The organism is Flavobacterium sp. CSZ, from assembly GCF_015350725.1.
Lineage (GTDB): Bacteria > Bacteroidota > Bacteroidia > Flavobacteriales > Flavobacteriaceae > Flavobacterium.
Window position 1 is genome coordinate 1 of record NZ_JADKPQ010000033.1, and the last position, 14,455, is coordinate 14,455.

Sequence of the window (14,455 nt, forward strand, 5' to 3'; positions counted from 1 at the left end):
CAATTCGTTTTAGCCATTAAATAAAAAATGCCTAATAGAAATTAATCTATTAAGCAATTTGTTGTTCTTTAATCTTCTCTTAGGATTTACCAGTCCGGTTTCTCTTTTTAATTTAGTTCTCTTTCATCGGAATCCCTTTTGCTAAATCATAAATAAGCCCATTAAGCAGATTGCTCAACGGGCTTGTCAATTTTAACCTTAATCTTGAGCATACTTTGCTTGTAAACCCAATATGCTTATGATTTAAAATCAGTGCAATAGACTATTGTTTTTTTACTAGAACAATTCTGCTTGCCTGTGCAGGGCATAATATCCACGCGTATTCCTGGATTTAATGGGCTTTACTCAGGCTAAAAACATTTTTTAGACGAATACTTCCCCTAATAAAAGTACCTGATAGGACTAAAGATCTTTTACATCAGTAATTTTTAACTCAGCATCAAAGGTATACACCCTTGGTATGCCCGTTGCAATATTTACATTTACAATATCCAAAGGACTAATATTCTCCAGATACATCTTAAGGGATCTAAGGCTATTGCCATGGGCTACTATCAATACATTTTGCCCTTTTTTTAACTCGGGTTCTATTTGCGCTTTATAATAAGGAACCACCCGGTTATAGGTATCCAAAAGGCTTTCACCTCCTGGAGGGCACACATCATAACTTCTCCTCCAGATCTCCACCTGAGCCAGGCCGTATTTTTGCGCCGTTTCTGCTTTATTGAGTCCCTGCAGGGTACCGTACATTCGCTCATTGAAAGCCTTATCCTTTACAATGGGAATATGCAGCTTCATCTCACTAAGGATAATCTGCAGACTCTCCTGCGCCCTTTTAAGCATCGAGGTATAGGCAATATCGAAAGTGTACCCAGTGAGTTTATCCCCGGCGAGCTTTGCCTGCGCTTTTCCACTATCGGTAAGGGCCACATCAAGAATTCCTGTAAAGCGGTTCTCTAAATTATAAAGGGATTGCCCGTGTCGGACGAAAATTAACTGCGCCATTTTTCTTTATTTAAAAACATATCAAAGCCAATAGAGTCTTGTGATGCGATACTAATGATATAAGCCCGATTGTAATCGGGCTTATAGTTTTTTTTTATTTCAATTATAATTAGATTTTCTTGCTGAAGTCTTTTAGAGGACTTTTCAGCTCAGAAAAAATTCTGAGTCAATAGAATCAAGCCAGATCAAATCGATCCAGATTCATTACCTTGTTCCATACCGAGATAAAATCATTTACAAATTTCTCCTTGGCATCACTACTTGCATATACCTCAGCGATGGCTCTTAATTCCGAATTAGAACCAAAAACAAGATCTGCGCGTGTTGCCATCCATTTAGGCTGGCCGCTGTTGCGATCGTTTCCTGTGTAGAGCTCCTTGTCTTCAGAGACTGCCTGCCACTGGGTATTCATATCAAGAAGGTTTACAAAAAAGTCATTGGTCAGCTGGCCAGGACGGTTTGTGAAGACACCATTTTTACTTCCATCAGTATTAATATCCAAAACGCGAAGTCCTCCTAAAAGCGCGGTAAGCTCAGGGGCGGTAAGGGTTAATAAATTGACCTTATCAATTAAGAGTTCCTCTGTGGAGACTTGTGATTTTGTTTTTCTGTAATTTCTAAAGCCATCGGCTTTGGGCTCAAGATATTCAAATGATTCTATATCTGTCTGTTCCAAAGAAGCGTCCATTCGTCCTGCGAAAAAAGGCACCTCAACTGAATGTCCTGCATCTTTTGCTGCTTTCTCCACCCCTGCGCAGCCGGCAAGGACAATCAAATCAGCCAATGATACTTTTTTGCCCCCGTTTTGCAAGGCATTAAATTCTGCCTGAATATGCTCTAGCCTGTCCAGAACCTTTGCCAGTTTTGCAGGATTATTAACCTGCCAGTTGCTTTGAGGAGCGAATCGTATGCGAGCGCCATTGGCCCCACCACGTTTATCGGATCCTCTAAAAGTAGAGGCCGATGCCCATGCCGTTCCCACCAGCTCAGAGATGCTAAGACCTGTTGAGAGTATTTTTTCTTTTAACTGTGTGATATCCCCCTTGTCTATTAGCTCATGGTTGAGACTCGGGATAGGATCCTGCCATAGGAGTTCTTCTTCTGGAACATCCCCTCCCAGATAGCGAGAGCGTGGTCCCATATCGCGATGGGTCAGTTTAAACCAGGCGCGGGAAAAAGCATCTGCAAATTCATCGGGATTTTCTAAGAATCGGCGTGATATTTTCTCATAGGCTGGATCAAATCGTAACGATAAATCAGTGGTAAGCATCGTTGGGAGATGTTTTTTTGAACCATCAAAAGCATCGGGAATAATCGCCGGGGCATCTTTGGCTACCCACTGATGCGCGCCTGCCGGACTTTTGGAGAGTTCCCATTCAAAGCCAAATAAGTTCTCAAAGAAATTATTACTCCACTGGGTGGGTGTTGTAGTCCAGGTAACTTCCAGTCCACTTGTGATGGCATCAGGGCCTTTTCCTGAACCAAAACTGTTCTTCCAGCCTAATCCCTGCAGCTCGATACCGGCCGCTTCGGGTTCCTTGCCTACATTATCAGAAGGAGCTGCTCCATGGGTTTTTCCAAAGGTGTGTCCACCTGCTATCAAAGCTACGGTTTCCTCATCATTCATGGCCATACGCCCAAAGGTATCTCTAATATCTTTTGCAGCGGCAATAGGATCAGGATTGCCATCAGGGCCTTCAGGGTTAACATAGATGAGTCCCATCTGTACAGCGGCCAATGGTTTTTCCAGGTTTCTGCTATGAATATGACCATCGGCATTATCATCTGAGGATACTACCCCATGATCTTTGGGTACGCCATCAGAGCCGTCGCTATAGCGCTCATCTCCGCCAAGCCATGTAGTTTCCGATCCCCAGTAAACTGATTCATCGGGCTCCCAGACATCAGCGCGTCCTCCTGCAAAACCAAAGGTTTTGAATCCCATAGATTCCAAGGCAATATTTCCTGTGAGGATCATAAGATCTGCCCAGGAGATTTTCTGTCCGTATTTTTGTTTTATGGGCCAGAGCAATCTTCGGGCCTTGTCCAGACTTACATTATCAGGCCAGCTATTCAAGGGAGCAAAACGCTGCTGACCCGCGCCCGCGCCACCACGCCCGTCATGTACGCGGTAGGTTCCCGCGCTATGCCAGGCCATACGGATAAAAAGACCTCCATAATGGCCAAAATCTGCCGGCCACCATTCCTGGGAATCAGTCATAAGGGCATGCAGATCTTTTTTTACCGCTTCAAGATCAAGACTTTTAAAAGCTTGCGCATAATCAAAGTCCTTATTTAAAGGATTGGACAATGCTGAGTTTTGTCTGAGCATATTTACCTTTAGCTGTTTGGGCCACCAATCACGATTTTTTGTACCGCTTGCCGCCTCATTATCCATGCTCCCATTATGAAATGGGCACTTACTGATGTCGTTAGAATTATTGTCCATAGTTTTCAATTTTATTTTGATACTAATTTACAAAGGAAATTAGCAGAATGGTATCAAGATGAATCATAAATAATTCTTATTTTATAGATAAAATCTATCACAAGGGAGTTATTTATCTTTATAGCCATATTTTATCTTCATAAAAACAACTAAAATCATAGCATAATAAAGATAGTAACAATGTTCATAATTTAAAAGTTAACAGTGTAGACTCTGTTGTGAGCATGTAACTCCTCCTAATTTTGTAACGCGGGACTTTAATTCTATAAGAAAATCAAAATCGATTCTTTGTGTATTTACATAACTATCAGAGCATTAAATTTCATAAAGTAATTTATATCTTTATCTTTTAAATGTCTTAGAGCCGATGAGAAAAAACTTTAAGTAAAGATTCTAACATATACATCTTATACTTCCTTGCCCTAAATGTTTGATTCGTTGCTGATATTAAAACAAAGGACTTGGAGGTACATTTTTTTTATGCGCGTTCCTGTGCCTTTTGTATTTGATTTTTTTTAAATACCCAAAAATTCACTCATCTTCAAACAAAGCAATCAGGATCCAGGCAGGACAATATTTCTTATAAAAGTCTTTCTATTTCTTCTTTTTTAAACGCACCGGTCTTAGCAATTTTTGCTTATTTAAATTCCTCTTGCTCATCAGTAGCTCATAGGCAAGAAATACACAATATTTAAAATAATTCTGTGAAATTTCCCATAGCTCCCCCATGTATTAAAATCCGTTGAGTCCTAATAAAAAATTACCAGCAACAACTCTTTGAGAGTCCAGATTTAAAAACAGGTGTTTTTACGGTAAGAAATATCATCAGAATTTTTTAAATTAGACCTCAGGTAAAAAACTTTCCTTTTTCATAAGTACCTACCTATGAACTACTTGATACTTATTAAGTTATTAAGGGCTCTAATTATAGCATTGTTATCATTGTAAGAATTAAAAAATTAAAGTTATGAAAATAGGGATAATAGGAATTGGAAACATTACTTTGGAACTAGCCACCCGCTCTGCCCTCTTTGGATATGAGGTGCTCATTAGTAATCCCCGGGGCACTAATGTTTTAAAGGAGCTCACTTGCCATATAGGCAAAGATGTCAAACTTGTCCCTATGGAGAAGGCCGCCCAAGCAGAGCTTATCATATTATTTTTAAATCGGGAGGATCTTGAAAATGCGCTGAGAATCCTTCCCGATATGAAAGGAAAAATTATACTGCACACCAACAATCCTATTTTTAATCTCAATGAGATTCTCGATATCACCTCAGGTCCCTCATCAAGTGACCTTGTTGCCTCCCTGCTGCCAGATTGCTTTATTGTAAAGCTCTTCAATCCATTGCACTGCCTGACAGGCTCCAAATATCAAAGTAAGGATCGTACCAAGATCTTTTTTACCACAGAGAATCACAAAGTAAAAAAGAATGTCAAAACTTATCTAGATACCCTGAATTTTACCCCAATTGAGCTCACCGATTTAAAAAAACTCAACACTTAAAAAAAGATTTGAAAGGCCCCTATAATTATCGCGCACAGACAAATTTAATTTATAGATCAAAACTCACCCCAGAAGCCCTTACTGCAAAACCAGACTTATGAAAAAGAAAACAGGAAAAGATTAGAAATAACAGTGCGCCGCCTTGCTATTATCTAGCGGGAATGAATAATTATTCTCACCTTCTGCTTTTGACTTACTTTGCAAAGGATCTTGCCTATCTGCGTCATTTTTTATCACGTTGAAATACTTCATTTTTTTTGTATATTTATCTTCCCTCTTTTTATACGACAACCTACCCAATACTGATAACCTCAAATCATATTGACATGGAAAAATTTGTAATTACCAAAAAGCAGTGTGGAAAGTTTCAGGTTCAGCTCAGATCAAAAGCAGGGCAGATTTTGCTCAGCAGTGATGAGTATCTCACCAAGATCAGCTGCAAGAGGACCATCGAAAAATTAAGGACCTTTGCAAAGGACTCCGGGAAATTCCAGAAAAAAACAACAGTGGACTGGGAACTCTACTTTTATCTCAAATCAGCCAGTGGAAAAGCCATAGCCATCAGTAAAAAGTACGCCACGAACCTCTCTCGCGAACAGGCGATCACAAGGGTGAGGAAAATTGCACCATTTGCCCCTGTAGAGGATCAGAGCTAAGATTTATCTTTTAAATAATACTGATGAAAAACAACAAAAAAATCTTGTCTTTGAACTGGCCTTTATAATTTAAGATTGCTGATCTTAGAAGTATCCTTTTAAAAAAGGACTCACCTACTAAAAAAAGATCAACGGGCAAAAAAGAGACAAGCGCTATTTAAATCTTTAAAGTTTGTTTGCTATCAAATCTTACGCTATGATTCAGTAAAGGGTATTACTTCAATGCCTCTATCAATAATACCCTTATATTCAGACTAATGAAAAAAGATAAAAAACCAGTATAATTTCACGCTCTTAAAGCGGTCCAATCCTTGACTAATGTTGGGATTTTGCCTATTTTTGCCCCATGAGTCACGAAGAAATAAAACGCTATTTTGAAAGCACGCCACCACCTGAGCAGGTGCAATGGAAACCATGGGCCAAAATTAGCGATTCAAAGCTTTTTTTGGAAAGCTGCTACATAGGAATACGCAATTTTAACGGTCCCCCTGAGATGTGTCCGGCCCTGTGGCACCTTAAGGATTTTTATCAGCACGTAAAGCGCAATCTTTCAGAGACTACCAAAGCCCAACAAGAGTAAAAGAAATAAAGGAAAGGTCTTTTCCTGAGCTAAAAAATAATAGTCGTACAGTAAAATATTTAAAAAGTTTTTTTTTGAAGGGGCATTGAGAAGAATAATGCTGCATTAGATAGATAATAAAATATGCCCATAAAACAATCTGCTATGGGCATATCTATATAGGTTATAGGCTTATAATTCCAATACCGGGTTTAGAGCCCGATATTGTATTTTATATCGGAGTATATCATAAAATAACGCATAAAACAGCTCAATTATTATCCACCGGAGTATTGTTAGCTTGATGGATTTTCCATCTGGCTGATAATTTTGTTGACTTCGCTTTCGGTTGATTTGAGTTTACCCTGGCAAAAATCAATAAGCTCAGAAGCTCTCTTGACCTTTGTGGCCAGGGCGTCAACCGAAATGGTTTCATTCTCTATTTCCTTTGCAATTGCTGCAAGCTCGGCATATGCCGCCTCATAAGTGAGTTTCTCTTCCATTGTATTTTGTTTTTTCCCTCACGGTGGTTTTTAAAATTGTATCGGAGAGTACCACATCAATGGTATCTCCTACCTCTATTGTATCGGCATTACTGATGATCTTCTCATTGACCCTCACTATGGCATATCCTTTTTTAAGGATATTCTCAGGGGAGATCATCTGCATACTCGCCCTGTAATGTCCCAGGTATTTACTTTGATTGCGAAGATACTGATTGGTGAATGTTTTTAAATTACTGATGGTATTTTCAATATCATTGATCCTGTTGTAGAGAATAATCCTGGGCTTCCCTGCAATCTGATGAGAGAGACTCACCAAATGGCGATGCTTCTGGTACAGTATTGACTTGGAACTGTTAATGGTGTTTTGGTTAATGGCCCCCAAGGCATCCTTATGGACAGAGATCATCTCTCTGGCACTATTGGAAATAGTGCTCTTGAGTCTTGAAAGATTTTGATAGTTCAAGAGAAATAGCTGCTGGGATTTAATGACAATATTTTTTTGAAGCAATAGAATACTTTGCTCAAAACTGCGGTTATGGGCAATGATAAACTCGGCGGCTTTAGTGGGGGTCTTGGTATGGGTATGGGCCATGAGATCAGTTATACTTACATTTTTCTGGTGCCCGATTCCAGTGATTATCGGAATTGGAAACTTAGCCACAGCGCGACCGATATTATAATTGTCAAAGATCAGAAAATCCGATTGCGCCCCTCCACCTCTTGTAATTACAACGGCATCATAGGGAATCCCGCTATTGTATACTTCAATTAGTCTACCAAGGAAAAGCTTGGCATTATTATCTCCCTGGACAATGGTTGGATAATCATCAATTTGAAATACATAGCCAAAATCATTATGCTCAAGGGTATGCTTGAAATCCTCATGCCCGGCCGAGTTGCTCCCCGAGAGCACCGCTACTCTTTGAATCACCGGCCGTAGTTGTAGCTGGTTGTTTGTGGTGATATACTGCTCTTGTTTTTTTTCAATAAAATCATTCTCATCCACAAGCCTTTTAAGGGTCGCATTGCGCTGTTGCTCCAGGATGCCAAGGGTAAAATTGGTATCAATATCCAGGACATTTAGCGAGAGGCCAAACAAGGGATGATAGTCCACACTGACCAGCACCAGTACATTGATGTTATTGGTGAAGCGCTGTCCTGTATTTTTTTCAAAATCAGAAAGATGCATCGATCCTGCCCCCCAGGCCTTGCCGATAATTTTAGCCACAATGCTGTTGGATGTAGTGCCTTTCTCTACCAGCTCAAAGTAATGGATTTTTTTCTGGGCCTTATAAGAGTGATTGGTAATATCGGCCACCACCCAAAAAGTCTGCCCCTTAAACCGGTCGGTTAGGGCATCGCTGATCTTGCTGTTGAGCTCCGAGAGTTTGATATGTTTTTGGGGTCCCATAAAAAGCAGCGAACTAAAATGTTTTTTTAATTGAGCGCATCCTAAAGGCAAATAGGATTCGATAATTAGTTATAATTGGTTGTATTTTAAAAAATAATTCTCAGCAGTATTTCCCCCGCAATTACTTCACGGGGCTAAGAAGCGAAATGGTATCGCCAAGATCATGGCTGGAGATATAGTCCAGTACAAAATCTTCGGCCTGTTTTTTACAATCCGGCGAGGTTGAAAATGAATTAAGATAAAAATCCTCATCCTGATCGGCTATGTGGATAATCTGGGTAAAGCCTTTAGAGATTAAGGTTCCTTTTAGTTTTAATACCTTAAGCTCACGGCTATTGTCTATTTGTTTTCTCACGCGAAGCTGTATAGTTTTATCCATGGTATTGGGTATTTGTTGTATAATCTGTAAACTACTATTATTAAAAATTAAAACAGAAAGATATTCTTTTCTTTCACTAATCATGCGCCCTGTCTTCACTTTGTCTGAAGTTTACCCCTGATAAACTCCCTTAAAAGAGAATTTCGGTGCTTGTCATTATTTGGACACCTAAATTAATAAAAATCAAAATAGTAATAACAGGGCGTTGCAATAAAAACACGAAAGATTAAAAATTTTATTCATTTGGGCTAAAAGAGAAAAACTTTCTTGACTTTACTTTGTTTCATGTAAAATAGTGTCTTTGATAAGAACTTTGTTCCTACTTAACAGCCCTGGGGTTTATTATCTCATTATAAAGATTATAACTAAATTTCAAGAAATACATATTGAGTAGCACATAGGAAAAAATTGTCGTAATCGGGATAAAAGAGTTATTAGTCGAGACTATTGATCAATTGGTATAATAGAATACATCACTTGAATATTTGTCTATAATTTAGCCTTATAAACCACTTAAAACAATACAATTATGAGAAAATTAATTTTATGCTTTGTCTTAACAAGCATTATCTCTTACGGGCAAAAACATGCTGTTACAAAATCAGCTGTCCGTCCTGACTGGGGACCAATTAGCAGCAGTTATTTCAGATACTACTATCTGCCCGATATCGATACCTACTATGATATTGAAAAGAGTAATTTTATCTCCGCCAAAAATGGCAAATGGCTCGCCGAGAAAACATTGCCTGCCCGATATAAAAACTACAATCTTTATAATGGGTACAAAGTAATTATAAATGATTACAATGGAAATGAACCTTACAGGGATCACAAATCACACTTAGCCAGGTATCCAAAAGAGAATAAAGGTAAAATACAGAAGACTTTTCAGACCACTAATACCTCTGCTACTGCATCCACTGCTAAAGTCCTGACCAGAGAAAAAGGCGCGCAAAAATCCACACCCTCCATACCAGCTACCAAAAGACAATAAGATAGGTAATGGCTTTGGTTAGAAAAAACACCAGATAGCACAGCAGGATTATGGCCGCCTAAAAAAGATCAATGTGATATTAAAATCACAGGGAGCACTATGGGTGGCCAAAGTCATCAGTGAGAAAAAGTGAAGCTAAAATTAGCAAATCAATAAGACTTTTAAGTAAGGTAAAACACATAAAAGGACACTCCAAAGAGCACCAACTACCTGCCAATCCCCTACAATTGCAAAAACAGGTAAAACTACGCGCACGGATCTGGGCACAAAAGTATATTTTATAACAATAAACAAATCAGGTTGCCAGGCCCTTAATGGCCTAAAAGTCTTTAATTATTTTATTGCTATCTGCCTTCTTCCACGCTTTTATAAATTTCGATTTTGCCAATCACATCAAAATCCAATGGATAGTCAATAGTGTATTTATAATTTTCATCCATCAGGATAATATTTTCTGCTTGACAAATCGAATTTCCCTGGTTTAATTTTGGATTTTTGGATAAAATAAGATAATACGGAAATGCACTTTGAGTCAAATCATTAGTTACAAGTAAATCAACACCACTTGCGTTTGTTTGCTCAACAAAACAAGAACCCGGAAAATTAAGTGTATTTTGATCTATGAATCCCTTAAACTCTTCAAGCTCTGCCCCTGTAAAACAAAGTCCCTGCAGGCTAAAATTAGTAAACATCTCAAGTTTATACCATTTAAGATTTACAATTAATCTTTTAGAATTAACACCGTAGTTAAAATAAGTCAGTTGTGTATTTAGAGTGTACATTAATGAGTCTGATTGATAATCATTATTTCTTAAAAAGTTAGTTAAAATCTTATATTTCCACTACTAATTTACTGTAATTTAATACTGAAAAATAATCCGTTATTACATTTAGAATCATTCTACTGGCATTGCTTTTATAACTCAAGGTATTTTAGAGTAATTTTATTTAGAAATATAAACTATAAAAATGAATCTTAGTGATAAAGAGGCCTTAGAGGACACTCTTAAAAATATAGACAAAAAAATTGATCAATTAAACGATCAAAAAATAAAAGCCTTTTTTGAATCGCTGGGATTAAATCAAAGAAATGATATCGCTAGTGATTACCTGAATTGGGAAAACATACTAATTGTGGTAGCGAGCCGAAATATTTTAGATCAGTTCAAGAAATACAACGAATCAATAGCACGAATCTACTTTACTGTAAATCCAAATGCAGAGCAGATTCATATTTATGATTTTAAGGATTGGAAAAACACAACCCGCAATAAAACACAATTTCAAATTAGGGAATTGCTCAGAACAAATTTTGGAGGCGTTCCAAAAAACGCTGAAGATCCGAATTGGATTAAACTAATATAAAATAGCAGTATGCACATTGAAAACCATTACATCAACAGAAGCGGATGGCTCAGGGCTGCTGTCCTAGGAGCCAATGATGGGATTTTATCCACGACCAGTCTGGTTATTGGCATAGCAGCGGCAAGTGTTACAAGAGAGCCTGTTGTACTGGCCGCAGTGGCCGGTTTGGTGGCCGGTGCACTTTCTATGGCAGCGGGTGAATATGTATCGGTAAGTTCGCAGTCTGATGTTGAAACTGCTGATTTAAAAAGAGAAAAATTCGCTCTTGAAACCCTGCCGGGAGAAGAACTCGAAGAACTAACCGATATTTATATTCAAAGAGGATTAAATAAAGAACTGGCCCGACAAGTTGCCATCGAATTAACCGCTCATGATGCTCTTGAAGCCCATGCGCGCGATGAACTGGGTATTAATGAAATTACCCAGGCAAATCCTCTAACTGCCGCTTTTGCATCGGCAATTTCCTTTATTATTGGAGGTTTATTGCCTCTTTTGGTGGCGATCTTTGCTCCTCTAAAACAAATGGTGTTTTATCAATATGGCTTTTCAATACTTTTTCTGGCATTCTCAGGAATATTAGCCGCAAAGGCAGGCGGATCAAAAACAATAAAAGCAGTATTGCGCATTTGCATCTGGGGCACTTTTGCTATGGCAACCTCAGCACTAGTTGGTTATCTTTTTGGTGTTCAGACTACTTAAAATATGTCCTGAATTTTATAGCATCCCAATATTAATCGAATCTTAAGCAATTAAAAAAAATAAGATCCCTAACAATTCGTTATTTCGTAAGTATCTAAAAAGAACACTTCGAAATGAAACTAATTACAATATTGCTTTTAATGACAGTGCTTCCCATCAATTGGGAACCTGACTTTAATACTGCCAAAAAAGTGGCAAAGGAAAAGCACGAATTAATTCTGCTAAACTTCTCGGGTTCAGACTGGTGCGGGCCTTGTATTGTAACGCGTAGAGATTATCTTGAAAGTCCGGCATTCACAGAGATGGCCAATGAGAATCTGGTACTGGTTAATGCTGATTTTCCAAGAAAAAAGAAAAACATAGGAACACCCCAGCAGGTAAAGCGAAACGAGGATTTAGCCGAAATTTATAACAAAGAGGGTAGTTTTCCTCTAACCTTGCTTCTTGATGCCGATGGAAAAGTTCTTAAAACCTGGCACGGAAAACCTCAAACTACACCCGATGAGTGGACTGCCGAGATAAAAGCGATCTGTGAGAGCCGAAAATAACATATTAAAAAATAAAAAGTACTCTGAGTCCCTAAAACTCATGGGCAACAACTTTACCATTACTGTTGTGGCTGAAAACCAGAAAACAGCAAATGAGAATATTCATCTTGCCATTGAGGAGATCAGACGCATTGAAAAACTGCTGACCACTTATAAAGCAGACAGCCAGACCAATCTCATTAACCAGAATGCAGGAATTGCACCTGTTAAAGTAGACCCCGAGGTTTTTAATCTTATTGAAAGATGTATTGGAATTTCCAGAATTACACAAGGCGCTTTTGATATTTCATACGGCAGCATCGATAAAAGCCTTTGGAATTTTGACAAATCAATGACCCAATTACCTGATCCCGAAACGGCGCTGAAAATGGTACACCTTATCAATTACCACAATATCATTTTAGATAAAGAAAACACAAGCGTATTTTTAAAAGAAAAAGGAATGCGGATTGGTTTTGGCGGAATCGGAAAAGGTTATGCCGCTGAGATGGCCAAACAAGTCCTAATAAAACATAATGTTCAGAGCGGTATTATCAATGCCAGCGGAGATCTCTCTGCCTGGGGATTACAACCTGATGGCAAAAAATGGACCATTGGCGTGGCCAATCCCGATGCTCCAAATGCAGCATTCTCCTATATGGAAATATCCAATAAAGCAGTGGCAACCTCAGGCAATTATGAAAAGTTTGTGACCATCAAGGGAAAAAAGTATTCCCATACCATTGACCCAAAAACAGGACTCCCGATAACTGGAATAAAAAGCGTGACCATTATGGCTTCAAATGCAGAATTTGCAGATGCAATGGCTACTCCAATTGCCGTTATGGGTATTAAGGCTGGCTTGTTTTTAATAGATCAGATACCAGATCTATATTGCATAATAATAGATGATAACAACAAAATTTACACTTCAAAAAACATCAACCTGAAATGAAAAAGCCAAAACAAAAAGCGCTCCTATTATTTTGTAGCATTGCTTTTACAGGCATTCTACTCACCTCGTGTACTTCGGTAAAAGAATATCAGAAAGGAAAAATCAACGATTCTGAAATGGTGCTCTCCAACAGGAAAATCGAAAAGACAGAACTCAGTTTTCAATCCTACCGAGAGGGAGCTTCCGGAGCCAATTCAGGAAAAAGCGGCGGTGGCTGTGGCTGTAACTAATTTTGATACTATTCAAAAATGAAAAGAATATTCATAACAGGACTTGCTTTATTGGGATTGTTTCAACTAAGAGCGCAAAATGTTCCTACTGATTCCACAGCTTACAAAAGCAAAAAATTAAAACTCGAAGAGGTAAATTTGGTCTCGAGTTATTACAAACAAAACGGAGACAACTCAGCCGTTACAGGCGGAATTGGTTCTGAGCATTTAACCGATATTGCCAATACCATCGATGTTAAACTGGTCAAGTACGCAGAGACAGGAATCAAGCATACCTTTGATATTGAAGCGGGTATTGATCATTATACCTCTGCATCTTCAGATATGATTGACCTGAGCGCCAACTCATCTGCTTCGTCTTCCGATAATCGTTTCTATCCTTCTTTGACCTATATCAGAGAAAACGAAGCCAAGGGACGAACTATTGGAATTGGAGTTTCATCATCAACAGAGTTTGATTATCAGTCTTTTGGAGGAAATATTAGTTTCTCGCAAAAAACCAAAGACAGAAACGGAGAATTTACCGCTAAATTCCAAACCTTTATCGATCAGTTAAAATTAATTGAACCCGTTGAGCTTCGTGCCCCGGGAAGTGGAGGTTATGATAGCGCTAATAGAAATACTTTTGCCGGAACTCTGAGCTATTCTCAGGTAGTAAACAAAAATCTGCAAGTACTACTTGTAGGGGATCTCATTAGCCAAAATGGCTATCTGAGTCTTCCCTTTCACAGGGTATATTTTACAGACGGATCTGTACATCAGGAGAAAATGCCCGATACAAGACTTAAAATTCCACTGGGAATCAGAGCCAGCTACTTTTTAGGGGATAATATGATCATTAGAGCTTACTACAGGTATTACACTGATAACTGGAGTCTCAAAGCGCATACCGCCGATCTTGAAATTCCTGTGAAGTTAACTCAGACATTTTCTATAAGTCCCTTTTACAGGTATTATACCCAAACTGGCACGAAGTATTTTAAACCTTACGGTGAACACACAGCAGCCGATGAGTACTATACCAGTAATTATGATTTGTCTAAGTTTGACAGCAGTTTCTTTGGGATGGGAATGAAATTCACGCCCCTTAACGGAATATTTGGCCTGAAACACTGGAATACTCTAGAGATTCGTTACGGTCATTATACCAGAACAACCAATATGACCTCGGATATTATCAGCATTAACATCAAATACAAATAACACAAAATCA

Annotated in this window: 15 protein-coding genes; 9 read left to right on the forward strand and 6 right to left on the reverse strand. The window is 38.5% G+C overall.

The features are described 5' to 3' along the window. Window positions 1-402: 402 nt before the first annotated feature. The gene (locus IRZ78_RS24860) at window positions 403-1,005 is read right to left on the reverse strand and encodes a 2,3-bisphosphoglycerate-dependent phosphoglycerate mutase (protein ID WP_194620055.1); all 603 of its coding nucleotides are present in this window, start codon (window positions 1,003-1,005) and stop codon (window positions 403-405) included. 175 nt (window positions 1,006-1,180) lie between these two features. Beyond that, window positions 1,181-3,454, reverse strand: a complete 2,274-nt coding sequence (gene katG / locus IRZ78_RS24865) for a catalase/peroxidase HPI (protein WP_194620056.1) — start codon at window positions 3,452-3,454, stop codon at window positions 1,181-1,183. Between the two features lie 967 nt (window positions 3,455-4,421). Here katG and IRZ78_RS24870 point away from each other — a divergent pair. Together IRZ78_RS24870 and IRZ78_RS24875 are read left to right on the forward strand one after the other, a co-directional pair. Further along, window positions 4,422-4,961, forward strand: a complete 540-nt coding sequence (locus tag IRZ78_RS24870) for an NAD(P)-binding domain-containing protein (protein ID WP_194620057.1) — start codon at window positions 4,422-4,424, stop codon at window positions 4,959-4,961. Between the two features lie 326 nt (window positions 4,962-5,287). Beyond that, the gene (locus tag IRZ78_RS24875) at window positions 5,288-5,617 is read left to right on the forward strand and encodes a YegP family protein (RefSeq protein WP_194620058.1); all 330 of its coding nucleotides are present in this window, start codon (window positions 5,288-5,290) and stop codon (window positions 5,615-5,617) included. Window positions 5,618-6,472: 855 nt separating this feature from the next. Here the strand turns inward: IRZ78_RS24875 and xseB are convergent. From xseB to IRZ78_RS24890, 3 genes are all read right to left on the reverse strand, one after another. Next, on the reverse strand, window positions 6,473-6,679 hold the full coding sequence (xseB, locus tag IRZ78_RS24880) for an exodeoxyribonuclease VII small subunit (RefSeq protein WP_194620059.1): 207 nt from the start codon (window positions 6,677-6,679) through the stop codon (window positions 6,473-6,475). Next, window positions 6,657-8,093, reverse strand: a complete 1,437-nt coding sequence (xseA, locus tag IRZ78_RS24885; RefSeq protein WP_194620060.1) for an exodeoxyribonuclease VII large subunit — start codon at window positions 8,091-8,093, stop codon at window positions 6,657-6,659. Before xseA ends, xseB begins: the two co-directional genes overlap by 23 nt. A gap of 121 nt (window positions 8,094-8,214) precedes the next feature. Further along, on the reverse strand, window positions 8,215-8,472 hold the full coding sequence (locus tag IRZ78_RS24890; protein ID WP_194620062.1) for a hypothetical protein: 258 nt from the start codon (window positions 8,470-8,472) through the stop codon (window positions 8,215-8,217). Between the two features lie 529 nt (window positions 8,473-9,001). Between IRZ78_RS24890 and IRZ78_RS24895 the strand changes: the two genes are divergently transcribed. After that, entirely contained in the window at window positions 9,002-9,466 is a 465-nt protein-coding gene (locus IRZ78_RS24895) for a hypothetical protein (RefSeq protein WP_194620063.1), read from the forward strand. Window positions 9,467-9,810: 344 nt separating this feature from the next. Here IRZ78_RS24895 and IRZ78_RS24900 read toward each other — a convergent pair whose 3' ends face one another. Next, complete coding sequence (locus tag IRZ78_RS24900) at window positions 9,811-10,248, reverse strand: hypothetical protein (RefSeq protein ID WP_194620065.1); 438 nt, start codon at window positions 10,246-10,248, stop codon at window positions 9,811-9,813. A gap of 187 nt (window positions 10,249-10,435) precedes the next feature. Between IRZ78_RS24900 and IRZ78_RS24905 the strand changes: the two genes are divergently transcribed. The 6 genes from IRZ78_RS24905 (at window position 10,436) to IRZ78_RS24930 (ending at window position 14,445) form a co-directional block, all read left to right on the forward strand. After that, window positions 10,436-10,831: a hypothetical protein gene (locus IRZ78_RS24905; protein ID WP_194620067.1), complete on the forward strand. Its 396-nt coding sequence runs from the start codon at window positions 10,436-10,438 to the stop codon at window positions 10,829-10,831. A gap of 9 nt (window positions 10,832-10,840) precedes the next feature. Beyond that, window positions 10,841-11,530: a VIT family protein gene (locus IRZ78_RS24910; protein WP_194620069.1), complete on the forward strand. Its 690-nt coding sequence runs from the start codon at window positions 10,841-10,843 to the stop codon at window positions 11,528-11,530. 113 nt (window positions 11,531-11,643) lie between these two features. After that, a complete protein-coding gene (locus tag IRZ78_RS24915) occupies window positions 11,644-12,078 on the forward strand; it encodes a thioredoxin family protein (RefSeq protein ID WP_194620070.1) in 435 nt (144 codons plus the stop codon). Window positions 12,079-12,118: 40 nt separating this feature from the next. After that, complete coding sequence (locus tag IRZ78_RS24920; protein ID WP_194620072.1) at window positions 12,119-13,012, forward strand: FAD:protein FMN transferase; 894 nt, start codon at window positions 12,119-12,121, stop codon at window positions 13,010-13,012. Then, on the forward strand, window positions 13,009-13,242 hold the full coding sequence (locus IRZ78_RS24925) for a DUF4266 domain-containing protein (RefSeq protein ID WP_194620074.1): 234 nt from the start codon (window positions 13,009-13,011) through the stop codon (window positions 13,240-13,242). Before IRZ78_RS24920 ends, IRZ78_RS24925 begins: the two co-directional genes overlap by 4 nt. A gap of 18 nt (window positions 13,243-13,260) precedes the next feature. Beyond that, the gene (locus tag IRZ78_RS24930) at window positions 13,261-14,445 is read left to right on the forward strand and encodes a DUF3570 domain-containing protein (protein WP_194620076.1); all 1,185 of its coding nucleotides are present in this window, start codon (window positions 13,261-13,263) and stop codon (window positions 14,443-14,445) included. Window positions 14,446-14,455 lie beyond the last annotated feature (10 nt).